Origin of the sequence: Demequina phytophila, from assembly GCF_000971135.1 — a bacterium.
In the GTDB taxonomy this organism is placed as follows: Bacteria; Actinomycetota; Actinomycetes; order Actinomycetales; family Demequinaceae; genus Demequina; species Demequina phytophila.
Genome location: NZ_BBLW01000001.1, coordinates 21,859 through 48,303, shown reverse-complemented (window position 1 = coordinate 48,303; position 26,445 = coordinate 21,859). Strand labels below are relative to the sequence as shown.

The window sequence follows — 26,445 nt, the reverse complement described above, 5'->3', positions numbered from 1 at the left end:
GCGATGCGTGCATCGCGTACGCGCGGTGCGCCCGCATCGTTCCGTTTCGTGCGTCTGTGCAACTTACCTTTTACCTACGCGCGCCCGATGTAACCGTCCCGAAACATGGGGGTCGTTCAGGGGTAACAGACGTCCGGAAGATTGGGCCCATCGCTGGCCAAGGGGTCAGCGGAGGGAGAGAAACAATGGAATTCACGCTGGACTCCGGCAATACCGCGTGGATGATCGTTGCGACCGCTCTTGTCCTCCTGATGACGCCCGCTCTGGCGTTCTTCTACGGAGGCATGGTTCGCGCGAAGTCCGTGCTCAACATGATGATGATGAGCTTCATCAGCATCGCCATCGTCGGCTTCATCTGGGTGATCTACGGCTACGGCCTCACCTTCGGTAGCGGCGACCTCATCGGCAACCCGTCCGGGTTCTTCGGCCTCAACGGCGTGGGTGACGACTCGTCGCTCGCCGCTGGCTCCGGTGTGCCGTTCCTCGTGATGGCTGGCTTCCAGGCCACCTTCGCCATCATCACCGTCGCCCTGATCTCGGGCTCGGTCGCCGACCGCATGAAGTTCCTCGCGTGGAGCATCTTCGTGGCCGTGTGGGTCACCCTCGTCTACTTCCCGGTCGCTCACGCGGTCTGGGGTGGCGGCTTCCTCGGTTGGGACAACCCGATCACCGCATCGTCGCCGATCGACTTCGCCGGTGGAACCGTGGTCCACATCAACGCTGGTGCTGCCGGCCTGGCGCTCGCCCTCCTGCTGGGCACCCGCAAGGGCTTCGGCAAGGAGCCCTTCAAGCCCCACAACCTCCCGTTCGTCATGCTGGGCGCCGCCGTCCTGTGGTTCGGCTGGTTCGGCTTCAACGCCGGTTCGGAGTTCGCGGCCGACGCGACCGCCGGTCGTGCGTTCCTCAACACCGTGGTGGCCCCGGCCGTCGCGATCCTCGGCTGGCTGCTCGTGGAGAAGATCCGCGACGGCAAGCCCACCTCGCTCGGTGCCGCGTCCGGCATCGTCGCCGGTCTGGTCGCCATCACGCCGGCCGCCGCGTCGGTCGACACCTGGGGCGCCATCGCGATCGGCTTCATCGCCGGTGTGCTCTGCGCGCTCGCCGTGGGCCTCAAGTACAAGTTCGGCTACGACGACTCGCTCGACGTCGTGGGCGTCCACCTGGTCGGCGGCCTCGTCGGCACCATCCTCATCGGCTTCTTCGCGAACCTCGACGAGGGCACCACGTGGGCCGGCGCGGGCGATGAGCTCTCGCCGATGAACGGCCTGTTCTACGGTGGTGGTGTGACCCAGCTGGTCACGCAGACCATCGTCGCCCTCATCGCCGTGGTGTTCTCGTTCGTGATGACGTACCTCATCGGTCTCGCCATCAAGGCGACCGTGGGCCTGCGTGTCAGCGAGGATGTCGAGGTGTCGGGTATCGACCTCGCCGAGCACGGCGAGACCGCTTACGAGGAGGCGAAGTAGCAATGAAGCTGGTCACTGCGATCATCCAGCCCCACCGCGTCGACGAGGTCCGTGCGGCCCTCGAGGCCGCGGGCGTCAAGGGCGTGACCGTGTCCGAGGCCGCCGGCTACGGCCGCCAGAAGGGCCACACCGAGGTCTACCGCGGTGCGGAGTACACGGTCGACCTGGTTCCGAAGACGCGTCTCGAGGTCCTCGTGGACGACGCCGACGCCGCGACCGTGACCGAGGCGATCGTCTCGGCCGCGCAGACCGGCAAGATCGGTGACGGCAAGGTCTGGGTCGTCCCCGTCGACGACGTGGCCCGTGTCCGCACCGGCGAGCACGGCGCGGACGCCCTCTAAGCAGGGAGACCGCCAGACACATGGAGAGCCGTGAAGGCTCCCGCGCTGAGGTCCCGCACCCCCGTGGGGTGCGGGACCTCAAGCGTCTGAGGAGAGAGCGGGCCGAGGAGCTCGCGGTCAGCGGCCTGGGGGGCCGAGAGCGTCGACAGGCGATGTCCGACCTGGTGTTCGCGCACCTCAAGGAGCACTGGGACGACCACGCCGACGGCATGCGCGACGGCATCGCGTTCGGCGCGGTCGGATCGGTGGGCCGGGGGGATGCGGGACCCGCGTCCGACCTGGACCTGGTGATCCTGCACGACGGGTCGACGTACAAGAAGGAGGCGATCGCGGAGCTGTCGCAGAGCCTCTGGTACCCGATCTGGGACGCGGGCCTCGAGCTCGACCACTCGACGCGCACCCTCACGGAGTGCCGGCAGGTCGCCTCGAAGGACCTCGCCGCGGCCGCAGGGCTGCTCGACCTCCACCTCATCGCGGGCGACGAGCAGCTGCTACTGCAGGCCCGCACCCACATCTACCAGGACTGGCGCGCCGCCGCCCGCAAGCGCCTGCCCGACCTCCTGAGCGCCTCCCGCGCCCGCGCGGAGCGGCACGGCGAGCTCGCCTACCTCATCGAGCCCCACCTCAAGGAGGCGCGCGGCGGCCTGCGCGACTACGTGAGCCTCACCGCGCTGTCCGCCACCTGGCTCACCGACCGTCCCCACGGCGCCGTCGACGCCGCGGGGCAGCTGCTCCTCGACGTGCGCGACGCGCTCCAGCTCGAGACGGGGCGCGGCATCAACGTGCTCGGCCGCCACGTCGCGCCCGAGGTCGCGCAGCGGCTCGGATACGGCGACCCCGACGAGCTGCTCGCCGCGATCGCGGACGCCGGCCGCACGGTCGCGTTCGCGCTCGACACCACCGAGCGCGGCGCGCGGCGCGCGCTCGAGCGCTCCGGCGTGGGCTCGCGCGCCTTCCTCGCGCGCCGCCGCGCCTCCGCGCCTCGGCATGTCAAGGTCGCCGAGGGTCTCATCGACGTCGACGGCGAGCTCGCCCTCGCGCCCGGCTACGACGCGACCACCGACGCGCTGCTGCCGCTGCGCGCCGCCGCGACCGCCGCCACCACGGGCCTCACGTTCACGCCGACCCTGCTCGACTCGATGCAGCGCACCCCCGACCTGCCGGAGCCGTGGCCTGAGGAGGCGCGCACCCACCTGCGCGACCTGCTGCGCGCCAGCGCGCACCTCATCCCCGTCTGGGAGGCGGTCGACGTGCACGGGCTGGTGGTGCGGTGGATCCCCGAGTGGGAGGGTGTCCGCAACCGGCCGCAGCGCAGCCCGATCCACGTGTTCACCGTGGACCGGCACATGCTCGAGGCGGTCACCATCGCCTCCAAGCATCGCCGCGGCACCCACCGATCGGACCTGCTGCACCTCACGGCGCTGCTGCACGACATCGGCAAGCGCGCCGGCGCCACGGACCACTCCGTCGACGGCGCGGCGCTCATCCCCGCGATCGCGGCGCGCATGGGGCTCTCCACGGAGACCGCGCACGACCTCGAGCTGCTGGTGCGCGAGCACCTCACGCTGTCGATCCTCGCCACCACGCGCGACCCGGAGGACCCGGCGACCATCGCGCGCCTGCTCGACGCCGTCGAGCACCGTGCGGACCTGCTCGACGTGCTGCGGGCCCTCACCGAGGCGGACTCGAAGGCCGCGGGCCCGAAGGTGTGGACCGCGTGGCGTGCGCAGCTGGTCGACACGCTGACGGAGCGCGCCCGCGCGGCGCTGGCCGCCGAGGAGGGCGCCGCCGGGCGGTAGTCTGGTGGGCACGTTGTGAAGGGATAAGTGTGTTCGCCAACCTCTCCGATCGCCTGACAGAGACGTTCCGCAACCTGCGGGGCAAGGGCCGCCTCACCGAGGCGGACATCGACGGCACCATCCGCGAGATCCGTCGGGCCCTCCTCGACGCCGATGTCGCGGTGCCCGTGGTCCGCACCTTCACGTCGAACATCCGCGAGCGCGCGCTCGGCGCCGAGGTGTCGGGCGCGCTCAACCCGGGCCAGCAGGTCGTCAAGATCGTCAACGAGGAGCTCATCGCGATCCTCGGCGGGCAGACCCGCGCGCTCCGCCTCGCGAAGAGCGGGCCCACCATCATCATGCTGGCGGGCCTCCAGGGCGCCGGCAAGACCACCCTCGCGGGCAAGCTCGCACACCACCTCAAGCAGCAGGGCCAGACCCCGCTGCTGGTCGCGGCCGACCTGCAGCGCCCCAACGCGGTCACCCAGCTGACCGTCGTCGGCGAGCGCGCCGGCGTGCCCGTGTTCGCACCCGAGCCGGGCGTCACCCGCGAGGACGAGGTCCCGCGCGGCAACCCCGTCGAGGTCGCGCGGCGCGGTCTCGCGGAGGCGCAGCAGCGCCAGCACAGCGTGGTGATCGTCGACACCGCCGGTCGCCTCGGCATCGACCAGGAGCTCATGCGCCAGGCCGCGGACATCCGCGAGGCGCTGGAGCCCGACGAGGTCCTCTTCGTCATCGACGCGATGATCGGTCAGGACGCCGTCGCCACCGCGACCGCGTTCCAGGAGGGCGTCGACTTCACCGGCGTGGTCCTCACGAAGCTCGACGGCGACGCCCGCGGTGGTGCCGCGCTCTCGGTCGCGGAGATCACCGGCCGCCCGATCATGTTCGCGTCCACCGGCGAGAAGCTCGACGACTTCGAGGTGTTCCACCCCGACCGCATGGCGTCGCGCATCCTCGACATGGGCGACATCCTCACCCTCATCGAGCAGGCCGAGCGCACGTTCGACCAGGCCGAGGCCGAGCGCATGGCGCAGAAGGTCTCGAAGGGCGAGGACTTCACCCTCGCGGACTTCCTCAGCCAGATGCAGCAGCTCAAGAACATGGGCTCGATGAAGAAGATGCTGACCATGCTTCCCGGCATGGGTCAGGTCCGCGACCAGATCGAGAACTTCGACGAGCGCGAGCTGGTGCGCACGGAGGCGATCATCCAGTCGATGACGCCCCTGGAGCGCGAGAACCCCAAGGTCCTCAACGGCTCGCGCCGTTCCCGCATCGCCGCCGGCTCGGGCACGTCCGTCGCGCAGATCAACTCGCTCATCAAGCGATTCGAGCAGGCGCAGCAGATGATGCGGGCGATGTCGCGCGGCGGCGGCATGCCGCAGATGCCCGGCATGGGCGGCGGGCCCGGAGCGTTCGGGGGCCTGCCCGGCGGCAAGAAGTCCAAGGGCAAGCAGGCGCCGCAGCGCAAGGTCAAGGGCAAGTCGGGCAACCCCGCGAAGCGCGCCCAGCAGGAGGCGGAGGCCCGCACCCGCGGCGCCTCGGCGCCCGCCGCGCAGGGCTCCGCGTTCGGGATCGGGCAGCAGCCGCAGGAGGTCGACAGGGACGCGCTGAGCGCGGACCTGTCGAAGTACCTGGGACGCTGACGTGGCGCTCCACCTCACGGGCCCCGTGGTCGTCGGCGATGACGACGTCCGCGCGGAGGCCTGGGTGGTGGACGGGTGCGTCACGTACGAACGGCCCGCGGCCGCCTCGCGGCACGCGCTCGACGGCTGGGTCCTGCCCGGGCTGGTCGACGTGCACTGCCACGTGGGCCTCGACAGCGGGGGAGCGGTCGACGCCGACCTCGCGCTCAAGCAGGCGCTGGTCGACCGCGACGCCGGCACCCTGCTCATCAGGGACGCAGGCTCGCCGTCCGACACCCGCTTCCTCGACGGCGTCACCACCGCGCCGCGGTTGATCCGCGCGGGCCGCTTCATCGCGCGTCCCAAGCGCTACCTGCGCCACTACGCGCGCGAGATCGAGGTGGCCGACCTCCCGACCGTGATGGCGGAGGAGGCCCGCAAGGGCGACGGCTGGGTCAAGCTCATCGCGGACTGGATCGACAGGGACCGCGGCGACCTCACGCCGCTGTGGCCGGATGATGCCCTGGCCGAGGGCATCGCGGCGGCCCACGAGGCCGGGGCGAGGGTCACCGCGCACACGTTCGCGACGGAGACCATCGACGGACTGCTCGACGCCGGCGTCGACTGCATCGAGCACGGCACCGGAATGACGGCCGACCACATGGCGGAGGCGGCGCGCCGGGGCCTGCCGGTGGTGCCGACCATGATGCAGGTCGCCAACTTCGAGGGCTTCGCGGCGCAGGCGGAGGCGCGGTTCCCCGCCTACGCGACGCGCATGCGGGCCATGCACGAGCGTCGCTTCGCCCACGTCCGCGCGCTGCACGAGGCCGGCGTCCCCCTGCTCGTGGGCACCGACGCCGGCGGCACGCTCGGCCACGGAGGGCTTCCCGGCGAGGCCGCGCTCATGGTCGCCGCCGGGATCCCGGACGCTGACGTGGTCGCGATGGCGTCCTGGCGCGCACGCGCGTTCCTCGGCGCGCCCGCCCTCGAGGAGGGCGCACCCGCGGACCTGGTCGTCTATGCGGAGGACCCTCGCGACGGCATCCGCGCCCTCGCCTCCCCGCGCCACGTGGTGCTGCGCGGGGCCCTCGTCTGAGGCGTCGTTCCCAGCGAACTCCCAGCATCCCCAGGGGGGCATCTCAGGCCGCGCGCGTGTGATGGGGACCATGAAGCGCTCCTCCGGCATCATCGTCACCGGCCTCTCCGCCACGCTGCTGTCCACCGGCGCCGTCCTCGGCAGCGGGTTCCTGTCGCCCGACACGACGAGCACGCAGAACGTCGCCGAGTCCCAGCAGGCGACCGCGGGCGGGTCGTCGTCCTCGTCGAGCGCCACAGACTCCTCGAGCACCACGGACTCCTCGACGTCCTCCGGTGCGTCGGGCTCGGCGGACACCGGGACTACCAGCCCTGATGCGACCGCCACGGACACCACCCCGGACACCTCGGGCACGGCCACCTACGACGGCGAGGCCGTCTCGAGCCGCTACGGCACGTTCCAGGCGGAGATCACCGTCGAGAACGGTCAGATGACCGCGATCGACTGGGTCCAGGCGGGGGAGAGCGACCCGCACTCCCAGCAGATCAACTCGTACGCGATGCCCGTGCTCGAGGACGCGATCCTCCAGGCGCAGGACACCAACGTCGGCTACGTCTCCGGCGCGAGCTTCACCTCGGACGCCGTCGAGCAGGCCGTGTACAGCGCGATGCAGGTGGCGGGGCTCGCATGACCGCCGTGCAGCCCCGCCGCGACGTGGCCCCGAGCCGCGCGGCCCTCGATCCCGCGACCGCCGAGCGCCGCGCGCGCGCCGCGCGCCGCAGCCGCCGCCGCGACACGATCGAGGCGGCCGCGTGGCTCGCGGGCGTCGGCGGCCTCGCCTTCATGCTGTCCTCCGGCACCGTGGACGTCACCACGCTCGCCGGCCTGCTGACCACGCTCGGCAGGATCGCGGGGATCGTCGCCTCGACCATGATCATGGCGCAGCTCATCCTCATCGCCCGGATCCCGCTCGTCGAGCAGGCGATCGGCCACGACCGCGGCGCCCGCCTGCACGCCCGGCTGGGACGGCTCGGCTTCGTGGTGATCATCGCGCACATCGTGCTGCTGGTCGCCGGCTACGCGCTGCCCACGCAGACCGGGCTGCTCGCGCAGACGTGGGCGTTCGTGGTGAGCTACGGCGGCCCCATGTTCATGGCGAGCGTGGGCTTCCTGGTGCTCGTCGCCGTCGTGGTGACGTCCTACGCGATCGTGCGCAGCCGCTGGCGCTACGAGAACTGGCACGCGGTCCACCTGTTCAGCTACCTCGCCGTGGGCCTCTCGATCCCTCATCAGCTCACGGACGGCCAGAGCTTCATGACCATGGGCCCGGCCTGGTGGTACTGGGTGATCCTGTGGACCGTCGCCGTGGGCGGCCTGCTCGCGTACCGCGTGGTGCGTCCGCTCGCACGCTTCTGGCGCCACAGCATCCGCGTCGCCGCGGTGGGCACGCTCCCCGACGGGTCGACCGTCATCGCGATGCACGGCCGCCGCCTCACCCGGCTGGGGGCCAAGGGCGGGCAGTTCATGCTGTTCCGGTTCCTCCAGCACGACATGTGGGGACAGGCGCACCCGTACTCGCTGTCGCGCACGGTCCGCGACGGGTGGATGCGCATCACCGTGAAGCCGCTCGGCGACGGCTCCGCCGCCCTGCGCACCCTGCGCCCGGGCACCCGCGTCATGGTGGAGGGCCCGCTGGGAGTCTTCACCGACGACTCGCGCTCGGGAGACCACCTGGTGCTCGCCGGCGCCGGCGTCGGCATCACCCCGATCCTCGCGCTGCTCGAGGACGCCACGTTCCGGCCCGGGGGCTGCACCGTCATCGTGCGTGCCCGGAGCGAGGCGGAGATCCCGCACCTCGAGGAGTTCCGCGAGCTCGCGGCGGCGCGCGGCGCGACCCTCCACGTGCTCACCGGGCGCCGCGGGGACGGCTGGGCCCCCGCATCGTCCCCCGCGACGCTCTCCCGGCTGGTCCCCGCGATCGCGGGAGCGGACGTCTACGCGTGCGGCCCCGACCGCTGGGTGACGGCCGTGATGGACGATGCGGTGGTCGCCGGGGTGCCGGAGCACCGCCGCCACGCGGAGGAGTTCGCCTGGTAGGACCCCGTACGATGCGGGTACGCGTCGGAACCGTCCGCGGTCCGCGCGCGTTGCCCCGTCAGGCCCGTCCCCGAACCCCCGGAGGTCCCGTGAGCACCCTCGAGGCGTATGCGCGGCGATCCGCGCGCCGGGAGTGGTGGCGGGACGGGCTCGAGGCGGCGGTCTACCTGGTCGCGGCCGTGGGCGTCGCGCTGTTCGTCGCGTCCGGCGGCCTGCTGGTGACGGCGCCGATCGACCACCTGTACGGGCTCGGCCGCGTCGCGGGGATCGTCGCCGCCGTGCTGGTGCTCGCGCAGATCACGCTCATCTCACGGGCACCCTACGTCGAGCGCGCGATCGGTCACGACCGCGCCGCCGTCACCCACACGCGCCTCGGCAAGGTCGCGTTCATCCTCATGCTCGTGCACGTGGGGCTCATCCTCGTGATGAACGCCCGCTACGACGGGCGGAACGTGCTCACCGAGGCCGTCGCGCTGTGGGATCTCGGCTGGTTCATGGTCGCCGCGCAGGTGGGGCTCGGGCTGTTCACCATCGTGGTCGCGACGTCGCTGGTCGCCATCCGGAGCCGGTGGCGCTACGAACGCTGGCACGCCGTCCACCTGCTGGTCTACCTCGCGATCGCGGCGGTGGTGCCGCACCAGTTCCTCGAGGGCTCGACGTTCCGCGACGGGGGAGCGGCCTGGTGGTTCTGGCTGGTGCTGTACGTGCTGGCCGTCGGCTCCTTCCTGGCCTTCCGCCTGGTCCGCCCGCTCGTCCTGCTCGCTCGACACGACCTTCGCGTCGCCGCCGTCGAGCCCGAGCCGGACGGCTCCGTGTCGGTGGTCATGAGCGGCCGCGACCTCGACCGGCTGGGCGCGCGCCCCGGCCAGTTCCTGCTGTGGCGCTTCCTCGACAAGGACCGGTGGACGCAGGCGCACCCCTGGTCGCTCTCGCGTGCGCCGCGACCGGACTCCCTGCGCATCACCGTCAAGCCCTCGGGCGACGCGTCCGCGCGGCTCGCCCACGTGCGCGTGGGCACCCGCGTCCTGGCCGAGGGACCCCTGGGGATCTTCACCGAGGCGAGCCGCGTGGCGCCCGGCACGGTGCTGGTGGCCTCGGGGATCGGCGTCACCCCCATCCGCGCGCTGCTCGACGAGGCGCAGCAGCCGTGCACCGTGGTGCTGCGCGTCCGCTCGCGCGACGAGGCGCCCCTGCTCGCGGAGGTCGAGGAGCTCGCCGCGCGGCGGGGCGCGGACGTGATCCTGGTCGCCGGGCCGCGCGGGTCGGGCTGGGGCACGGCCGCCGGCGAGAGCCTGGGCGCCCTCGTGCCCGACGTCGCCGCGCGCGACGTGTACGTGTGCGGCCCCGTCCCGTGGGCCGATGCGGTGGTCCTCGACGCACGCGCCGCCGGCGTGCCGGGAGCCGCCATCCATCGTGAACGCTTCGGCTGGTAGGGGAGGGCCTATGAGGACCATGACGAGGACCGCGGGCGGACTGGCGTGCGCCGCTGCCGCCGCGACCGCGCTGAGCGCGTGCGGGGGAGCGGAGGCGGCCGAGCCCGCGGCGGCGACGACCACGGTGGACCCGCTGTACGCGGACGGCGTCTACGACGGCCCCCGCGTCACGAACATCCGCGGCGGCTACCAGGCCCAGGTCACCATCGAGGACGGCGTCATCACCGACGTCCAGGCCATCGAGGCGGGCACCCAGGACGCGGAGTCCGTGTCGATCAACGCCCGGGCGATCCCCGAGCTGCGGGACAAGGTCATCGAGGCGCAGAGCGCCGACGTGGAGGCCGTCTCCGGCTCCTCCTACACCTCGCCCGCGTTCACCGAGTCGATCCAGGGCGCGCTCGACGACGCCGCGGCGGCGGCGGAGTAGGCCATGCGCACCTCCCGGGCCGTGGTGGTCGCCGGCGGCTGCGCCGCGATCCTTGGCGCGGGCTGGGCGGTCGCACCCAAGGAGCTGCCCACGCTCGACCTGGTCGCGCCCGCGAGCCCCGACGCGTCTCCCACCGCGAGCGCCTCCGCGAGCCCCACGGCCTCGGCGACCGTCGCGCCCGCTCCCGCGCCCGCTCCCACGCCGTCGATCACGTGCGAGCCCGACGACAGCGGCGACGACGAGGACGACGACAAGGACTTCGCGGAGGACGACGACTGCGCGACCGTGACCCCCGCACCGGTGGCGTCCGACACCGCCGCCGCGCCGGACCCGGCGCCCACGGCGACGGCGGCCGCGGACCCGGCGCCCGCATCGTCCACCCACGACGGCCCGGTGGTGACCAACGCGCGCGGCGACTACCAGGCCCGCATCACGGTGGTCGGCGGCGAGGTGACGGACGTCCAGGCGATCGTCGCGGGCACGCAGGACGCGCAGTCCGTGCAGATCAATGCGCGCGCCATCCCCGAGCTGCGCGACAAGGTGCTCGCCGCGCAGACGTGGGACGTCGAGGCCGTCAGCGGCGCGTCGTTCACGTCGCCGGCGTTCACCGAGTCGCTGCGCGGCGCCTTCGAGGAGGCCGGCCTGTGACGGGGACGTTCCGCACCACGGTGCACGCGATGGCCATGCCGTTCGCGATCGAGCTGGACGCGCCCGACCCGATCGAGGTCGACGGCGCGGTCGCGACGTTCCACGCGGAGCTGGTGCGGGCCGACGAGGTGTTCTCGCTGTGGCGCGACGACTCCTACCTGAGCGGCTACCTGCGGGGCGACCTCACGCTCGACGAGGCGCCGCGCGAGCTGCGCGAGGTGCTCGAGGCCTGCGAGTGGTATCGCGAGGCGACCCTCGGCGGCTTCGACGCGCGCCGCAAGGACGGCGTGCTCGACCCGACCGGCCTGGTCAAGGGCTGGGCGGTGGCCCGCGCGAGCCGCCACCTGCGCGCGGCCCGCGCCTCCGACTGGATGATCGGCGCGTCGGGAGACGTGCTGGTCGCGGGCGGTCGCGCCCGCCGCGTGGGGATCGCCGACCCGCGCGTGAAGGGCGACCCGACGGGCACGCCGGTGATCGACGTGGTGGAGCTCGGAGGGACGTTCACCGCGCTGGCGACGTCCGGCGGCGCGCAGGTGGTGGACCACATCTGGGACCCCGTCACGGGAGAGGTCGCGCGTCACTACATGCAGGTCTCCGTCGCCGGGCGCGACCTCACCGCATGCGACGCGTGGGCGACCGCGATCTGCGGGGGAGGGCCGCGCGTGGTCGCCGCGGCGCTCGAGCGCGGGCTCGAGGTGCTGCTGGTCTCCGGAGGGCGCTTCGACGGCGCGTACGATGCCCAGACGTCTCCCGGCTGGCCCAGCGTCAGGTGACGCGAGGCGCGAGGTTGGTCGCGCATCGTCCCGTCTGGCACAATAGGTCGCTGGCGCGCCCGGCCCTCTACCCGGGCACGCCGATTCGTCTTGTCAGGTCGACCCCGCCGTGATTCCCCGGCGGACAAGATCCGGCTCACACCGAATTCAGAAGGAGACAGCCATGGCTGTGAAGATCCGCCTCAAGCGCTTCGGCAAGAAGCGCGCCCCGTTCTACCGCGTCGTCGTCATGGACTCGCGCACCAAGCGCGACGGCCGTGCGATCGAGGAGATCGGCAAGTACCACCCCACCGAGGAGCCCTCGGTCATCGAGATCGACTCGGAGCGCGCGCAGTACTGGCTCTCCGTGGGCGCGCAGCCCACCGAGCAGGTCACCGCGCTGCTCAAGCTCACCGGCGACTGGGGCACCTTCAAGGGTGAGAAGGGCGCCACGAACACCGTGAAGGGCGCCGCCGCCAAGGCCGACGCCGCCGACGCCATCAAGGCGCACGCGGACGCCGCCGAGAAGGCGAAGGCCGACGCCGCCGCCAAGAAGGAGGCCGCGAAGGCTGAGGAGGCTCCGGCCGCCGACGCCGAGGCCGCCGCCGAGGCCGTCGAGGCCCCCGCCGAGGAGAACTGACGATGGTCGTCGACGCTCTCGAGTTCCTGGTCCGCAGCATCGTCCGCAACCCGGACGACGTGCGCGTGACCGAGCGCTCCGGGCGTCGCGGCACCACCCTCAACGTGGTGGTGCACCCCGACGACCTCCCCCGGGTCATCGGCCGCCGCGGTCGCACCGCGACGGCGATCCGGACGGTCGTCGAGGCGATCGCGCGGGACGACGTCCGCGTCAACATCGTGGACGTCGCCTAGCCTCAGGCTCAGCGCACGTCAGGCCCCCGCTCCCCTCGGGAGGGCGGGGGCCTGACGCATGTCCGGGCGCCTTCGTCTCCGGGGGACGATGCGCGGATTCAGACGCGCGTGCCGCGGAACCAGGCCGAGGCTCGCCTGGTGGACAGCAGCGCGATCACGAGGAACGCGAGTATGACCTCGAAGGCGGCCTGCCACACCACCGCGCCGCCGACCTGCCCGAGCGCGTACGCCGCGGCCGCGATGCGCACCACCATCACGATGATGACGAGCACGCGGGCGCCCTGCGACCCCATCGCGAGGCCCGCCGCGACCGCGGCGGTCAGGGCGCCGACCACGAGGGTGGTGAGCCCGTACCAGAGCAGGTCGCCCGATTCGATGTCGCCGCTGACGGAGTCCGGGTTGTAGTAGAGCCACAGCATCGCGGCGCCGCCGACGAGGTCGAGGATCGCGACGATCCAGGTGAGGGCGGACACCAGGGTGACGGAGCCGGGACGGTCGCTGGCCATGGGCCCTCCTCGATCGAGGCGCGGGACGCGCTCCCTCTCAGGATGCTCGGAAGTAGGCGAAAGCGCGCGGCGTGGCGAGGGCCAGGATGATCAGGGTCGACCCGATGACCTGGCCGAACGCCTGCCACTTCACCAGCTCGCCCAGCACGGCGAAGGAGTAGACGCCGCCCGCGATGCGGCCCGCCATCACGAGCATGACGAGCACGCGCGACAGCTGCGAGCCGGCCGAGATGCCGAGCGCGAGCGCCGCGGTCACCAGGCCCACGCCGAGCAGCGCGAAGGCATAGGTGCGCAGCTCGCTCTCCGTGAGCGCGAGATCCACCCCGGCCATGTGGAGGCTCAGCCACACGAGCGCGGCGCCCGTCACCAGGTCGCCGAGCGCGGCGGCCCACGTGAGGATCACGCCGAACGTCACGCCCGGCGGGCGTCCCGCGCTCGCGGCCATCGGCCCTCCCCCCGTCGACACCCTGTCGACGACGGGTCCACGCTAGCGCGGGCGGGACGTCATCCCGCGGAAAGTACCCTGGTGTCATGAGATTGACCGTCGCCCGCATCGGCCGCGCCCACGGGCTCAAGGGGGAGGTGTCGGTCGAGCTGCGCACCGACATCCCCGAGGACCGCCTGGTCCCTGGCGAGGTGTTCGCCACGGAGCCCGCCGCCGCCGGACCCCTCACCGTGGCGCGCGTGCGCGTGCAGTCGGGACGCTGGTACGTGCAGTTCGAGGAGCTGCGGACGCGCGAGGACGCGGAGGCCGCGCGCGGCGTCGAGCTCACGATCGACGGAGCCGAGTCGGACGAGGAGGACGCCTGGTTCGTCCACCAGCTCGTGGGCCTCGCGGCAGTGCGTCCCGACGGCTCCCCGCTGGGCGAGGTGGTCGACCTGGTGAGCATGCCTGCTCAGGACCTGCTGGTGGTGAAGCAGCCGGGCGGTCACCGCGCGATGATCCCGTTCGTCGAGGAGTTCGTGCCCGAGGTCGACCTCGAGGGCGGACGCGTGGTCCTCACGCCGCCGTACGGTCTGCTCGCGGGCGAGGAGCCCGAGGTCACGGGGGAGACGTCCGCATGAGGATGCGCATCGACGTGGTGACGATCTTCCCGGAGTTCTTCGGCGTGCTCGACGTGTCGCTGCTGGGCAAGGCCCGCCAGGCGGAGCTGGTCGAGACGCACGTGCACGACCTCCGCGACTACGCGGCCTTCAAGTCGGACGGCACCCCGGACGTCCACCGCACGGTCGACGACGCGCCGTTCGGCGGCGGCGCCGGCATGGTGATGAAGCCCGACGTGTGGGGCAAGGCCCTCGACGACGTGCTCAAGCCCACCGGCGTGCTCGTCATCCCTTCGCCCGCGGGGGTGCCGTTCACGCAGGCGCTCGCGCAGGAGCTGTCGACCTCGCCGCAGCTGGTGTTCGCGTGCGGGCGCTACGAGGGCATCGACGCGCGCGTCGCCCAGCACTACGCGGACGCCGGGTACCGCGTCCTCGAGGTGAGCCTCGGCGACTACGTGCTCAACGGGGGAGAGGTCGCGACGTTCGCGATGATCGAGGCCGTCACGCGCCTCATCCCAGGCTTCATGGGAAACGCCCACTCGATCGTCGAGGAGTCCCACTCCGACGGGCTCCTCGAGTACCCGTCCTACACGCGGCCCGCCTCGTGGCGCGGGCTGGACGTGCCCGACGTGCTGCTCAGCGGCCACCACGCCCGCATCGCCGAGTGGCGGCACGAGCAGCAGCTGTCCCGCACGCGCGACCGGCGGCCCGACCTGCTGCCCCCGGAGGACGCCGGGGCGTGGTGACCCCCTCCGCGCGGTGACGCGCCTCGCCCACCCGACCCTCGCATCGTCCGGGCACGGTGTGGCAGAATAGATCCTCGGTGCGCGCGGCGCCAGGATCTGCCACAGGGGATCCGGCTCAGTCCGTGACGCAGCTGATCATCACCGAACGCCCTCGGGCGGATACCGTACGTGACCTGTGGCATGTGCGAGGAGAGAGAGTCATGCAGAAGCTTGACAACGTGGTTGCGGACCAGCTCCGTGACGACATCCCGGCGTTCCGCGCCGGCGACATCGTGAAGGTCCACGTCAAGGTCATCGAGGGCAACCGCTCGCGTGTCCAGGTGTTCCAGGGCGTCGTCATCGCGCGCCAGGGCCAGGGTGTCGGCGAGACCTTCACGGTCCGCAAGATCTCGTTCGGCGTGGGCGTCGAGCGCGTGTTCCCGCTTCACGCTCCCACGATCGAGAAGATCGAGCTGGAGCGTCGCGGAGACGTGCGTCGCGCCAAGCTGTACTACCTGCGCGGCCTCCGCGGCAAGGCGGCCCGCATCCGCGAGAAGCGCGAGAACTGACCATCGCGACCGATGCTGACGTGCCGGCGGCCGGGAAACCGTCCGCCGGCCGTCGGGCATGGGGCTGGGCGAAGGAGCTCGTCCTCGTCGTGGTGAGCGCGCTGCTGCTCTCGCTTCTCATCAAGACCTTCTTCTTCCAGTCGTTCTACATCCCCTCGCCCTCGATGGAGCCCACGCTCATCGAGGGCGACCGCATCCTCGTCACCAAGTGGCGTCCGGACCCGCTCCCGCTGCGTCGCGGGGACGTGGTGGTCTTCAAGGACCCCGCCAACTGGCTCGGCCACGCGGACCAGGAGGACAGCGGGCTGAGGCTCGTGGTGAAGGACGTCCTCACCTGGACCGGCCTGCTGCCCGAGGACGCGGGCGAGCACCTCGTCAAGCGCGTCATCGGGCTGCCCGGCGACGTGGTCGAATGCACCGACCCCGACGCGGAGGTCATGGTCAACGGCGAGGCGCTCGACGAGGGCTTCATCGCCGAGGGCGCACGCCCGTGCGGCACCGAGTTCCGCGTCGAGGTCCCCGAGGGCTACCTCTGGGTCATGGGCGACAACCGCGACGACTCCGCGGACTCCCGCGCCCACATGGGCGACCCCGGCGGCGGCACCGTCCCCGTCGAGAACGTGGTGGGCACCACCTTCGCCGTGGTGTGGCCGCTCGACCGCATCGGCGGTGTCGGCAACCCGTTCGAGGACCAGGCCGCCGCGCAGGAGTGATGTGACGGTCTCCCTGGTTCACGAGGCCGCTCTCTGGGACGCCGGCTTCGCCGCGGTCGCGGGCATCGATGAGGTGGGCCGCGGCGCGCTCGCCGGCCCCGTCTCCGTGGGCGTCGCCGTGGTGACCCGCTGCGACACCTGGCCCGAGGGTCTCACCGACTCCAAGCTGCTGAGCGCCGCCCGCCGCGAGGCCATGCTCGAGCCGCTCGCGACGTTCGGCGTCGCGCGCGAGGTCGGCCATGCCTCGTCCGCCGAGATCGACGCGATGGGGATCGTCGCGGCGCTGCGCCTCGCGGCGCGGCGGGCCCTCGACGCGATCGACGCGCCCGTCGACGCGGTGCTGCTCGACGGCACCCACGACTGGCTCACCCCGCCGCCGGCGGACCTGTTCTCCGCGGGTGATCCGGCCGAGGACTGGGACGCCCCGCCCGTCACCATGGTGGTGAAGGGCGACCGCGCGTGCGCGTCGATCGCCGCGGCGTCCGTGATCGCGAAGGTCGAACGCGACGCGATGATGGCGGCCGCGCATCTCGAGCACCCCGAGTACGGGTGGGAGTCCAACAAGGGCTACGGCGCGAACGCGCACCTCGAGGCGTTGCGACTCCACGGGCCCTCGCCGCTTCACCGCGTGTCCTGGAAGCTGCCCTTCCGCGCGGGGTGATCCGGCGCGGCATTCGCGTTCGACACCCCGTCCGGTCCATCATTGACGGGTGAGCCACGAAGACCTCGAGAACTACGAGACCGAAGCCGAGCTCGCGCTCTACCGCGAGTACCGCGACGTCGTGGGGCTGTTCCAGTACGTCGTGGAGACCGAGCGCCGCTTCTATCTCTGCAACAAGGTGGACCTCCAGGTCAAGGCGTCCGGCGGCGACATCTATTTCGAGGTCACCATGGCCGACGCCTGGGTCTGGGACGTCTACCGCAGCGCGCGCCTGGTGAAGAACGTGCGCGTCGTGACGTTCAAGGATGTCAACATCGAGGAGCTCGCCCGCGACGACGACCTCCCCGACATCCGCCAGCTCCGCGGGCGCTGAGCCTGTCGCTTCGGGGCGCGCCGACGCGGGACGTGCTCGCGGCGCCTCGCTGATAGGCCGGTGCTGATCCGCGCGCGTTCTTCCGCTCTGCCGTATCAACAGGGCGGCCGTGCCGTCCCGACCTCCGCGAGCGGGGACGATGCGCCGGCCGGGCGACCCCCGCATCGTCCCGTCGCGCCGGGCGACGCGGCGCACCCGGCGACGTCGCGCCCGCGCGGCCCGCCGCGCATTCGTCTGCGCCCTCTGCAAAACTGCACTTGACGCAAAAGTGCAGAGACTGCAATAATCGACGCATGCCCACCGCCACGCCCGTCCTCGGCCTCCGCGAGCGCAACCGCCTGCGCCGCACGCGCCGCGTCGAGCGTGCCGCCCTCGAGCTCGCGCTCGAGCACGGCGTGGACCACGTGACGGTGGACATGATCTGCGAGGCGAGCGACATCTCGCCGCGCACCTACTTCAACTACTTCGGCACCAAGGAGGGCGCGCTCATCGGGCCCGCCCCGTCGGTGCCGGACGAGTCCCTCATCGAGGAGTTCCTGCATGCGCGGGGACCGCTCGCGGAGGACCTCATGCTGCTCATGGCCCGCAGCTTCCTCGCCACCGCCCCCGACCGCGACATCTTCGTGATGCGCCGCACGCTTTACGCGCGGGAGCCCGCGCTCCAGGCGCTGCAGATGACGCGCATGGTCGGCAAGCGCCAGGCGACCGTGGAGCTGGTGATGCGCCGCATGGCCGAGCAGCTCCCCGACCTGACCGAGACCGAGGCCCGTGACGAGGCGCAGCTCGTCATGAGCGTCGCCATGGGCGCGTTCCCGGTGGTCAGCCGGCTCTGGATCGAGGAGTCCGGCGATGAATCCGAGGTAGAGGCCTACATCCACGAAGCGATCGCGCGCATCCGGCGCATCGTCTCCCCCTGACGCGCGACCCGCGTCCGTCCCCGCTCGAAAGAAGGACCATGTCTGACACCACGTCGGCGCGCGCCGCGGCGCCCGCCACCGACCGCAGGGGCATCCTGCTGGTCTTCGTGGGCCTCATGACGGCCATGCTGCTGTCGGCCCTCGACCAGACCATCTTCTCCACCGCGCTGCCCACCATCGTGGGCGACCTCGACGGCGTCGACCACATGCTGTGGGTCACCACCGCGTACATCCTCGCGGCGACCATCATGATGCCGGTCTACGGCAAGCTGGGCGACCTCATCGGCCGCAAGCCGCTGTTCATGATCGCGATCGGCCTGTTCATGGTCGGCTCCGTGGTGGGCGCGCTGTCCACCGGCATGACCGAGCTGATCGTGGGCCGCGCCATCCAGGGTCTCGGAGGCGGAGGCCTCATGATCCTGTCGCAGGCGGTCATCGCGGACATCGTGCCCGCGCGTGAGCGCGGCAAGTACATGGGTCTCATGGGCGGCGTGTTCGCCCTCGCGTCCGTGGTGGGCCCGCTGCTGGGCGGCTGGTTCACCGAGTCCATCGGGTGGCAGTGGTGCATGTGGATCAACGTGCCGCTGGGCCTCATCGCCATGGCCTCCGTCGCGATCTTCCTCCACCCTGCGCCGCAGGACCGCGCCCGGCCGCGCCTCGACGTCGCCGGCATGGCGCTCATCGCGATCGCCTCCGCGTCGCTGGTGCTCTTCACCTCGTGGGGCGGCGGCCAGTACGACTGGAACTCGCCCGTCATCATCGGCCTCATTGCGCTGACCGTGATCTCCGCCGTCGCGTTCGTCCTGGTCGAGCGCCGTGCCGCCGAGCCGATCATGCCGCTCGAGATGTTCCGCCACCGCAACTTCAACCTCACCACCGCGGCCGGCCTGCTCATGGGCATCGCGATGTTCGGCACGCTCGCGTACATGCCCACCTACCTGCAGATGGTGGCGCAGGTCGACGCGACCACCGCGGGCCTGCTCATGATCCCGATGATGGGCGCGATGCTGCCCACGTCGATCATCGTGGGCCGCGCGGTCTCGAGCCGTGGCCGCTACAAGATCTACCCGATCATGGGCGCGATCATCATCGCCGTCGCGATGCTCCTGCTGTCGACCATGAGCGCGACGCAGCCCATCTGGGTGACCTGCGCGTACCTCGCCGTGTTCGGCATGGGTCTGGGCATGCAGATGCAGGTCCTCGTGCTGATCGTCCAGAACACGTTCCCGCTCACGATGGTCGGCACGGCCACCGCGGCGAACAACTACTTCCGCCAGATCGGCGCCTCGCTGGGTGCCGCCGTGGTCGGCTCGATCTTCACCAACAACCTCATCGAGCTGCTGAGCGAGCGCGTGCCCGGCGGCGCGTCCTCGCTGGGCGACGCGAACTCGCTCACGCCGGAGGCCGTGACCCAGCTGCCGCAGCAGGCGCAGGACATCATCGTCGGGTCGTACAACGACGCTCTCACGCCGGTGTTCCTCTACATCGTGCCGCTCGCCCTCATCGCGCTGGTGCTGCTCCTGTTCGTCAAGGAGGTGCCGCTGCGCACCACCCTCGAGAAGGACGCCGTGCCGGAGTCGATCGAGATCGACGGCGCCTCGCACGCCTACCTCGAGCCGCGCGCCGAGGAGGCCGAGGGTGCCGAGGGCGCCGACGACCGCAAGGAGCCCGCGCGCGCCTGACGGCTCGCACGACCGCGGGCTCGACCGCATCAGGGGCGGGGAGGAGACATCCTCCCCGCCCCTCGTCGTCCCCGGGGACGATGCCCACAAGACCTCCGTACCCGCCTCCCCTCCACAGAAGCCGGCCGGGCAGGGGCGGCCGACGCGCGCATCGTCCACCGTGGCTCGTGGAGGTGGGGCGATGGCGGTCAAGGACGAGGTGGGCCGGTACGGCGAGGAGCTGGTCGCACGGCGGCTGGTCGCGGACGGCTGGGAGGTGCTGGAGCGCAACTGGAGGTGCGCGCTCGGGGAGGTCGACATCGTCGCCCGCGAGGGCGACGAGGTCGTGTTCGTCGAGGTGAAGACGCGGCGCTCGGACGCGTTCGGCGGCGCGCTCGCGGCCGTCACGGTGCGCAAGGTGCGACGGTTGCGTCTGCTCGCGGGGGAGTGGCTCGCGGAGCAACCACGCGGGTGGACGGGCGCGCGCATCGACGTCGTCGCGGTGACGCTCCCGCGCGCCGGCGCCGCGGTGCTCGAGCATGTGAGGGGCATCGGATGATCGGGCGCTGCCGGTCGGTGGTCCTCACGGGGCTTGCCGGGCACCTCATCGACGTCGAGGCGCACGTGGCGCAGGGGCTGCCCGCGTTCACCATCGTGGGGCTGCCCGACGCGTCGCTCGCCGAGGCGAAGGACCGCGTGCGCGCCGCGGTCTCCTCGTCTGGCGTGGCATGGCCGCGGTGGCGGATCACGGTGAACCTGTCGCCCGCCTCGCTGCCCAAGTCCGGCCCCGCCACCGACCTCGCGATCGCCATCGCCGTGCTCGCCGCCGCGCGGACCGTGGAGCCCGCGCGCGTGCGCGACACGGTGTTCCTCGGCGAGCTGGGACTCGACGGACGCGTACGGCCGGTGCGCGGCGTGCTGCCCGCGGTCGCCGCCGCCGTCGAGGCCGGGAGCCCCGACCTGGTGGTGCCGGCGGGGAACGCGGCCGAGGCGCGGCTCGTGAGCCGGGCGCGCATCGACGGAGCCGTCGCGCTCGCCACGGTGCTCCAGCGGCTCGGCGCCGACGCGCACCCCGCCTCGCTCCAGGCGGTGCGGGCGCCCGTCGCGCGGGTGACGCAGGGCGAACCGCCGGACCTCGCGGACGTGCGGGGACAGGCTGCGGCGCGCGTCGCGCTCGAGGTCGCCGCCGCCGGCGGTCACCACCTGCTCATGGTCGGGCCGCCCGGGGCGGGCAAGACCATGCTCGCCGAGCGCCTGCCCGGCATCCTGCCCGACCTCGACGACGACGAGGCGGTGCGGGTGGCGGCCGTCCACTCCCTTGCGGGCACCTTCGACGCCTCCGAGGGGCTCGTGCGGAAGCCGCCCTTCGAGGCGCCCCACCACACGGCCTCCGCCGCCGCCATCGTGGGCGGGGGCTCCGGCGTCGCCCGGCCGGGTGCGGTGTCGCGCGCCCACGCCGGCGTGCTCTTCCTCGACGAGGCCCCGGAGTTCCCCACCCGGGTGCTCGACACGCTCCGGCAGCCGCTCGAGCGCGGGGAGATCGTCCTCCATCGCGCGCACGGCGCCGCGCGCTACCCGGCGCGCTTCCAGCTGGTGCTCGCCGCCAACCCGTGCCCCTGCGGCCGGTTCGCCGGCACGGGGGAGGCGTGCTCATGCACGTCGATCGCGCGCCGCCGCTACCTCGGCAGGCTCTCGGGACCGCTGCTCGACCGCATCGACATCCAGGTCCACGTGGGCGCGGCCGCACGGTCGGACCGCCCGGGCGAGGCGAGCGCGCTCGTCGCCGCACGCGTCGCGCAGGCGCGTGCCGTCGCCCGGGAGCGCCTCGCGCCCCACGGGTGGTCCGTGTCCGGGCAGGCCTCGGGCGCGTGGCTGCGTGCGGTGACGTCTCGCGCCGCGTGCGCCGGGCTGTGGACCGCGGTGGACAGGGGAGTGCTCTCCGCGCGCGGCTTCGACCGTGCGCTCCGCCTCGCCTGGACGCTCGCCGATCTCGAGGGGGCGACCTCGCCGCGCGGTGGGCACGTCGCCGAGGCGCTCGCGCTGCGACAGGGGCTCGCCGCATGACCGCGGGGGCCGCGCTGGTGTGGAGCGCGATCGCCGAGCCTGACGACGCCCAGGCGCGCTGGCTCGTCGCGCTGCTCGGCCACGCCGGTGCCCTCGCGTGGATACGGGAGGCGGCGCGCGACCCGGTGGGTGCGACGGTCGCGCTGGCGGCGCATCCGGGCGACGTCGACCGTGCGATCGCCGCCCTGGGCCGCTGGACGCCGCGTCTCGCGGCGGCGACCCCCGAGCGGCTCGTCGAGCTCGCCACCCGTGCGGGCGCCCGCGTGCTCACCGCCGGGGATCCGGGATGGCCCGCCGCCGTCGACGACCTCGGCGCGGAGGCACCCCACGCCCTGTGGGTCAGGGGAGAGGCGGACCTCGACCTCGTGTGGCGGCGGTCGGTCGCCGTCGTGGGGGCGCGGGCCGCGACCGCGTACGGCGAGCACGTCGCCACCGAGATCGCGGCGGTCGCCGCGGACCGCGGCGTCACCGTCGTCAGCGGTGGAGCGTATGGGATCGACGTCGCCGCGCACCGCGGGGCGCTCGCGGCCGGTGGGATCACCGTCGCGGTGCTGGCCGGAGGCGTCGACCACCTCTATCCCGCCGGCAACGCGGCGCTCCTCGCGAGGGTGATCGCGACCGGGGCCGTGGTGAGCGAGCAGCCGCCCGGCTTCGCCCCGCACCGCCAGAGGTTCCTCAGCCGCAACCGCCTCATCGCGACCGCGGGAGCGACCATCGTGGTGGAGGCGGCGCATCGGTCGGGCGCGCTGAGCACCGCGCGGCACGCGGGGGCGCTCGCGAGGACGGTGGGTGCGGTGCCCGGGCCGGTGACGTCCGCATCCTCGGCGGGGTGCCTGCGGCTGATCCGGGATCACGAGGCGGAGATCGTGGTGTCCGCCGCGGACGCCCTCGAGCTGGTGACGCCGGTCGGGGAGGCGCCCGAGGAGCAGATCCCGGAGCCCGACGGTCCGGAGTTCGCGTCGCGCGCGGAGCGCCAGGCGTACGGCGCGATCCCCACCCGCGGAGCCCCGGTCTCCGCCATCGCGATCGCCGCCGGCCTGACGGACAAGGAGGCGAAGCAGGCCCTCGCGAGCCTCGCGGGACGTGGGCTCGCGCGGGCGTCGAGGGGCCTGTGGGCCAGGAGCGAGGGTGCCGCGAACGCCTGATCATTCGGACATTCCCGTACATACCTGGCGTGATGCAAGTGGGTGATGTGACAAATGTGACTGAAGGTATTGATTTGACGTGTGGGACGGTGCCATGGTGTCGCCATGACCAGCACGGACGCCGCCGCGAGCGAGCTGCTCGCCGCCTTCGAGGGGCACCTGCGCCATGAGCGCGGCCTCTCGGGCAACACGGTGCGCGCGTACCTGGGTGATCTGGTCAACCTCGGCATGCACCTCGGCGTCGTCCGGGGTTCGGAGCTCGACCCGGCCCTGAGCGCCGTGACGCTCGCCGACCTGCGCGCATGGCTCGCCGCGATGGATGGGGACGGCCTGAGCCGGACCACGCTCGCGCGGCGCGGCGCCGCCGCGCGCGCCTTCTATGCGTGGGCCGTCGACGCCGAGCGGATCGTCCCCAACCCGGCGCTCCGCCTCGCCTCGGCGCGGCCCGCCTCGGTGCTGCCGACCGTGCTGTCCGCGACCGACGTCGTGACCCTGCTCGACGTGGCGCGCACCCGCGCCGACGACGGCGACGCCATCCACCTGCGTGACTGGGCCGCCGTCGAGCTGCTCTACGCGACGGGCATGCGCGTGGGAGAGCTCGCGGGGGTCGACCTCCGCGACGTCGACCTCGACGAGCGCCTCATCCGTGTGGTCGGCAAGGGCGACAAGGAGCGCGTGGTGCCGTTCGGTGTCCCCGCGGCGCGGGCCGTGACCGACTGGCTCGAGCGCGGCCGGCCCGTGCTCGTGGCGCCCCGGACCGACGCGGCGCTGCTGCTCGGACGCCGCGGTCAGCGCGTCGACCAGCGCCAGGTGCGTGAGGCGGTCCACGAGCTGTGCCGCCTCGCGGGTGTCGACGAGGTCGCGCCCCACGCGCTCCGCCACACCGCCGCCACGCACCTGCTCACCGGCGGGTCCGACCTGCGAAGCGTCCAGGAGGTCCTGGGTCACGCCAGCCTCGCCACCACCCAGCGCTACACCCACGTGTCCGCCGAGCGGCTCCGCGCCGCCTACCACCTCGCACATCCGCGCGCCTAGAGGGAGACGCCATCATGTCCGAGCTCAACGCCCTGCTCGCCGAGACCGAGCCCGAGGCCCCCGCCGCCGTGCGGGAGACCGCGGGCGTCACCGCCACCTGGTGGGAGCTGTACGCCGCCGACGGCCCCGATCGCGCCGCCGCACGCGACGCGCTCATCACCCACTACGCGCCGCTCGTCACCCAGGTCGCGACGCGCGTCATCGCCAAGCTGCCCGACACCGTCGAGCTCGCCGACCTCGTGTCCTACGGCATGTTCGGCCTCATCGACGCGGTCGAGCGGTTCGAACCCGCCCGCGGGTTCAAGTTCGAGACGTACGCGTCGACGCGGATCCGCGGCGCCATCATCGACGAGCTCCGCGCAGCCGACTGGGTGCCGCGCTCCGTGCGCTCGAAGGCTCGGGCCCTCGAGCACGCCACGCGCCAGCTCGAGCAGGAGCTCCTGGGCCCTGTGACCGACGAGCGCGTCGCCGTGCATCTCGGGTGGGCGACGGCGGAGGTGCGCACCGTGCGCGCCCAGGTCGCCCTCTCGCACGTGGCCGCCCTCGACGGCATGCCCGCCGAGCCCGACACGCAGCCGATCCCCACGCTCGGCTCGCCCGCCATGATGCACGCGTCGACGCGCCTCGAGGCGCGCGAGACGTCCGCCCTGCTCGCGGCCGCGGTGCAGGGGGTGCGCGACCGCGAGCAGGAGGTCCTGCGCCTCTACTACTACGAGAACCTCACGCTCGCGCAGATCGGAGAGATCCTCGGGGTGACGGAGTCCCGGGTGTCCCAGATCCACTCCGCGGCGGTGAAGAAGCTCCGCGAGTCGCTGGTGCGCACAGGCGCCTTCAGCTGACGCCGCCGCCGGAGCGCGTCACCCGTCGCCGTCCGGCAGCGGCAGCAGCACCACCGGTCCGAAGCCCGCGAGCAGGTCCAGCGGGTCGCGGTACTCGCCGTTCACGCGCACGCCCCAGTGCACGCACGTCACGGGCGCGCAGTGGCCCGCGTCCTCGCCGACCACGGCGATGGCCTCGCCGCTCCGGACCTCGGTGCCGGCCGGGGGAGAGTGCTCCACCGGCTCCAGCGAGGTCACCACGCCGCCGCCGTGATCCACCGTGACGACCCCGCGGTCCACCACGGGGCCCGAGAAGGCGATGACGCCGTCGCCGGGTGAGAGCACCGGCTGGCCCGTGGCGGCACGCAGGTCGATGCCGCGATGACCGGCCGCCCACGGCGCGCGCGGCGCCACGAACAGCGCGTCCGCGCGCATGGGCTCGACGGGCGAGACGAGCACCGGCAAAGCGCCGGCCGCCCCGGCCGCTCCCATCAGCGCACACGCCGCCGCCAGCGTCGCCGCGCCTCGCAGGTACCGTGTCATGGGTCGACGATGCGCCCGCCGGCCCTTGGCGGCGAGCCCCATGGCCCCGCCTGTGGACGGTCTCGCTGACGCCGGGGGCCGGGGACCACAGGAATGGTTCGCGCGGGGCCCCTCCCTCCGGTACGATTGACCCCGCATCCGGCATGCCCGGATGACGTCGCGCGTCACACGGCTCCCGCCAGGGAGACGCCGGAAGGGCGAGGTCCGAGCAATCGGTGCCCGACCGCGGTGACGCCAGGGATGTGAGCCGTCCGGCCCGCATCGTCAACCGAAACCGGCACCCGCCAGGGTGCCACGAATGAAGGCACGCGCCGCGCGCGTGCGAAAGGAAGTGCCATGGCCGTCGTGACCATGCGCCAGCTGCTCGACTCGGGTGTCCACTTCGGTCACCAGACCAGCCGTTGGAACCCCAAGATGAAGCGCTTCATCTTCACCGAGCGCAACGGCATCTACATCATCGACCTCCAGCAGTCGCTGTCGAAGATCGATGACGCGTACTCGTTCGTGCGCGACACCGTCCAGCACGGCGGCACCGTGCTCTTCGTCGGCACCAAGCGCCAGGCGCAGGAGCAGATCGCCGAGCAGGCCAAGCGCGTGGGCATGCCCTACGTCAACGAGCGCTGGCTGGGCGGCATGCTCACCAACTTCCAGACGGTGAGCAAGCGCGTCGCGCGCCTCAAGGAGCTCGAGGAGATCGACTTCGACGACGTCGCCGGTTCGGGCCGCACCAAGAAGGAGCTGCTCAACCTCCGTCGCGAGAAGGAGAAGCTCGACAAGACCCTCGGCGGCATCCGCGACATGGGCAAGGTCCCCTCGGTCGTGTGGATCGTCGACACCAACAAGGAGCACCTCGCGGTCGACGAGGCGAAGAAGCTCGGCGTCCCCGTCGTCGGCATCCTCGACTCCAACTGCGACCCCGACCAGGTCTCGTACGGCATCCCCGGCAACGATGACGCCATTCGCTCGGTGGGCCTGCTCACCCGCGTGATCGCGGACGCGGTCGCCGAGGGTCTGCGCCTGCGTGCGGGCGGCGGCAACGCCGGTGCCGGCGTCGAGGCCGACGCGGAGCCGCTCGCCGAGTGGGAGCAGGAGCTCCTCGACGGCGCGAAGGCGGAGGAGAAGGCCGAGGAGGCCCCCGCCGCTGAGACCACCCCCGTGGCCGAGGCCCCCGAGGCCGCGGCCGACGAGAAGTAAG

Annotated in this window: 30 protein-coding genes; 27 read left to right on the top strand and 3 right to left on the bottom strand. The window is 72.6% G+C overall.

Annotated features, from left to right (window positions below; all coding sequences use genetic code 11):
* Window positions 1–185 precede the first annotated feature (185 nt).
* The 13 genes from AOM01_RS00235 (at window position 186) to AOM01_RS00175 (ending at window position 12,476) form a co-directional block, all read left to right on the top strand.
* The gene (locus AOM01_RS00235) at window positions 186–1,466 is read left to right on the top strand and encodes an ammonium transporter (RefSeq protein WP_062287298.1); all 1,281 of its coding nucleotides are present in this window, start codon (window positions 186–188) and stop codon (window positions 1,464–1,466) included.
* 2 nt (window positions 1,467–1,468) lie between these two features.
* Window positions 1,469–1,807, top strand: coding sequence for a P-II family nitrogen regulator (locus AOM01_RS00230; RefSeq protein ID WP_042215355.1), 339 nt, complete (start codon window positions 1,469–1,471; stop codon window positions 1,805–1,807).
* Window positions 1,808–1,959: 152 nt separating this feature from the next.
* A complete protein-coding gene (locus AOM01_RS00225; RefSeq protein WP_228374162.1) occupies window positions 1,960–3,606 on the top strand; it encodes a [protein-PII] uridylyltransferase family protein in 1,647 nt (548 codons plus the stop codon).
* Window positions 3,607–3,635: 29 nt separating this feature from the next.
* Window positions 3,636–5,231, top strand: coding sequence for a signal recognition particle protein (gene ffh / locus AOM01_RS00220; RefSeq protein ID WP_062287292.1), 1,596 nt, complete (start codon window positions 3,636–3,638; stop codon window positions 5,229–5,231).
* Between the two features lies 1 nt (window position 5,232).
* Window positions 5,233–6,306 (top strand): amidohydrolase family protein, encoded by a 1,074-nt coding sequence (locus AOM01_RS00215; protein WP_062287290.1) that lies wholly within the window; start codon window positions 5,233–5,235, stop codon window positions 6,304–6,306.
* 70 nt (window positions 6,307–6,376) lie between these two features.
* Complete coding sequence (locus tag AOM01_RS00210) at window positions 6,377–6,937, top strand: FMN-binding protein (protein WP_062287286.1); 561 nt, start codon at window positions 6,377–6,379, stop codon at window positions 6,935–6,937.
* Window positions 6,934–8,343, top strand: a complete 1,410-nt coding sequence (locus AOM01_RS00205) for a ferredoxin reductase family protein (RefSeq protein ID WP_062287284.1) — start codon at window positions 6,934–6,936, stop codon at window positions 8,341–8,343. Before AOM01_RS00210 ends, AOM01_RS00205 begins: the two co-directional genes overlap by 4 nt.
* A gap of 89 nt (window positions 8,344–8,432) precedes the next feature.
* A complete protein-coding gene (locus AOM01_RS00200; protein WP_062287282.1) occupies window positions 8,433–9,776 on the top strand; it encodes a ferredoxin reductase family protein in 1,344 nt (447 codons plus the stop codon).
* A 10-nt stretch (window positions 9,777–9,786) separates the two neighbouring features.
* Window positions 9,787–10,203 (top strand): FMN-binding protein, encoded by a 417-nt coding sequence (locus AOM01_RS00195; RefSeq protein WP_169746482.1) that lies wholly within the window; start codon window positions 9,787–9,789, stop codon window positions 10,201–10,203.
* 3 nt (window positions 10,204–10,206) lie between these two features.
* Window positions 10,207–10,851: an FMN-binding protein gene (locus AOM01_RS00190; protein ID WP_062287278.1), complete on the top strand. Its 645-nt coding sequence runs from the start codon at window positions 10,207–10,209 to the stop codon at window positions 10,849–10,851.
* Window positions 10,848–11,624 (top strand): FAD:protein FMN transferase, encoded by a 777-nt coding sequence (locus AOM01_RS00185; protein WP_062287276.1) that lies wholly within the window; start codon window positions 10,848–10,850, stop codon window positions 11,622–11,624. Before AOM01_RS00190 ends, AOM01_RS00185 begins: the two co-directional genes overlap by 4 nt.
* Window positions 11,625–11,787: 163 nt before the next feature.
* Entirely contained in the window at window positions 11,788–12,243 is a 456-nt protein-coding gene (gene rpsP, locus AOM01_RS00180) for a 30S ribosomal protein S16 (protein ID WP_062287274.1), read from the top strand.
* A 2-nt stretch (window positions 12,244–12,245) separates the two neighbouring features.
* Window positions 12,246–12,476: a KH domain-containing protein gene (locus tag AOM01_RS00175; RefSeq protein ID WP_062287270.1), complete on the top strand. Its 231-nt coding sequence runs from the start codon at window positions 12,246–12,248 to the stop codon at window positions 12,474–12,476.
* Between the two features lie 98 nt (window positions 12,477–12,574).
* Here the strand turns inward: AOM01_RS00175 and AOM01_RS00170 are convergent, their stop codons facing one another.
* The gene (locus AOM01_RS00170) at window positions 12,575–12,982 is read right to left on the bottom strand and encodes a hypothetical protein (protein WP_062287267.1); all 408 of its coding nucleotides are present in this window, start codon (window positions 12,980–12,982) and stop codon (window positions 12,575–12,577) included.
* A 37-nt stretch (window positions 12,983–13,019) separates the two neighbouring features.
* Window positions 13,020–13,427 carry a hypothetical protein gene (locus AOM01_RS00165; RefSeq protein WP_062287264.1) on the bottom strand — a complete coding sequence of 136 codons (408 nt, stop codon included), beginning with the start codon at window positions 13,425–13,427 and terminating at the stop codon, window positions 13,020–13,022.
* An 86-nt stretch (window positions 13,428–13,513) separates the two neighbouring features.
* On the opposite strand from AOM01_RS00165, the gene rimM reads away from it, so the two are divergent.
* From rimM to AOM01_RS00100, 13 genes are all read left to right on the top strand, one after another.
* A complete protein-coding gene (rimM, locus tag AOM01_RS00160; RefSeq protein WP_062287261.1) occupies window positions 13,514–14,047 on the top strand; it encodes a ribosome maturation factor RimM in 534 nt (177 codons plus the stop codon).
* Window positions 14,048–14,049: 2 nt separating this feature from the next.
* The gene (gene trmD / locus AOM01_RS00155) at window positions 14,050–14,772 is read left to right on the top strand and encodes a tRNA (guanosine(37)-N1)-methyltransferase TrmD (protein WP_062287258.1); all 723 of its coding nucleotides are present in this window, start codon (window positions 14,050–14,052) and stop codon (window positions 14,770–14,772) included.
* 200 nt (window positions 14,773–14,972) lie between these two features.
* Window positions 14,973–15,320, top strand: a complete 348-nt coding sequence (rplS, locus tag AOM01_RS00150; protein WP_062287256.1) for a 50S ribosomal protein L19 — start codon at window positions 14,973–14,975, stop codon at window positions 15,318–15,320.
* A gap of 20 nt (window positions 15,321–15,340) precedes the next feature.
* Window positions 15,341–16,033 (top strand): signal peptidase I, encoded by a 693-nt coding sequence (lepB, locus tag AOM01_RS00145; RefSeq protein ID WP_169746481.1) that lies wholly within the window; start codon window positions 15,341–15,343, stop codon window positions 16,031–16,033.
* A gap of 1 nt (window position 16,034) precedes the next feature.
* Window positions 16,035–16,694 carry a ribonuclease HII gene (rnhB, locus tag AOM01_RS00140; protein ID WP_228374161.1) on the top strand — a complete coding sequence of 220 codons (660 nt, stop codon included), beginning with the start codon at window positions 16,035–16,037 and terminating at the stop codon, window positions 16,692–16,694.
* A gap of 49 nt (window positions 16,695–16,743) precedes the next feature.
* Window positions 16,744–17,067, top strand: coding sequence for a DUF2469 domain-containing protein (locus tag AOM01_RS00135; protein WP_042215380.1), 324 nt, complete (start codon window positions 16,744–16,746; stop codon window positions 17,065–17,067).
* Between the two features lie 293 nt (window positions 17,068–17,360).
* On the top strand, window positions 17,361–17,984 hold the full coding sequence (locus AOM01_RS00130; RefSeq protein WP_062287247.1) for a TetR/AcrR family transcriptional regulator: 624 nt from the start codon (window positions 17,361–17,363) through the stop codon (window positions 17,982–17,984).
* Between the two features lie 38 nt (window positions 17,985–18,022).
* A complete protein-coding gene (locus AOM01_RS00125) occupies window positions 18,023–19,666 on the top strand; it encodes an MDR family MFS transporter (RefSeq protein WP_082109850.1) in 1,644 nt (547 codons plus the stop codon).
* Window positions 19,667–19,847: 181 nt separating this feature from the next.
* Window positions 19,848–20,204 (top strand): YraN family protein, encoded by a 357-nt coding sequence (locus tag AOM01_RS00120; protein ID WP_062287244.1) that lies wholly within the window; start codon window positions 19,848–19,850, stop codon window positions 20,202–20,204.
* Window positions 20,201–21,709 carry a YifB family Mg chelatase-like AAA ATPase gene (locus AOM01_RS00115; protein WP_062287241.1) on the top strand — a complete coding sequence of 503 codons (1,509 nt, stop codon included), beginning with the start codon at window positions 20,201–20,203 and terminating at the stop codon, window positions 21,707–21,709. Before AOM01_RS00120 ends, AOM01_RS00115 begins: the two co-directional genes overlap by 4 nt.
* Entirely contained in the window at window positions 21,706–22,854 is a 1,149-nt protein-coding gene (dprA, locus tag AOM01_RS00110; RefSeq protein ID WP_062287238.1) for a DNA-processing protein DprA, read from the top strand. Before AOM01_RS00115 ends, dprA begins: the two co-directional genes overlap by 4 nt.
* A gap of 105 nt (window positions 22,855–22,959) precedes the next feature.
* Window positions 22,960–23,889 carry a tyrosine recombinase XerC gene (locus tag AOM01_RS00105; protein ID WP_062287235.1) on the top strand — a complete coding sequence of 310 codons (930 nt, stop codon included), beginning with the start codon at window positions 22,960–22,962 and terminating at the stop codon, window positions 23,887–23,889.
* A 14-nt stretch (window positions 23,890–23,903) separates the two neighbouring features.
* Window positions 23,904–24,728 (top strand): FliA/WhiG family RNA polymerase sigma factor, encoded by an 825-nt coding sequence (locus AOM01_RS00100; RefSeq protein ID WP_062287232.1) that lies wholly within the window; start codon window positions 23,904–23,906, stop codon window positions 24,726–24,728.
* Window positions 24,729–24,746: 18 nt separating this feature from the next.
* Here the strand turns inward: AOM01_RS00100 and AOM01_RS14285 are convergent, their stop codons facing one another.
* Entirely contained in the window at window positions 24,747–25,250 is a 504-nt protein-coding gene (locus AOM01_RS14285; protein ID WP_169746480.1) for a M23 family metallopeptidase, read from the bottom strand.
* Between the two features lie 336 nt (window positions 25,251–25,586).
* Between AOM01_RS14285 and rpsB the strand changes: the two genes are divergently transcribed.
* On the top strand, window positions 25,587–26,444 hold the full coding sequence (gene rpsB / locus AOM01_RS00090) for a 30S ribosomal protein S2 (protein WP_062287229.1): 858 nt from the start codon (window positions 25,587–25,589) through the stop codon (window positions 26,442–26,444).
* Window position 26,445 lies beyond the last annotated feature (1 nt).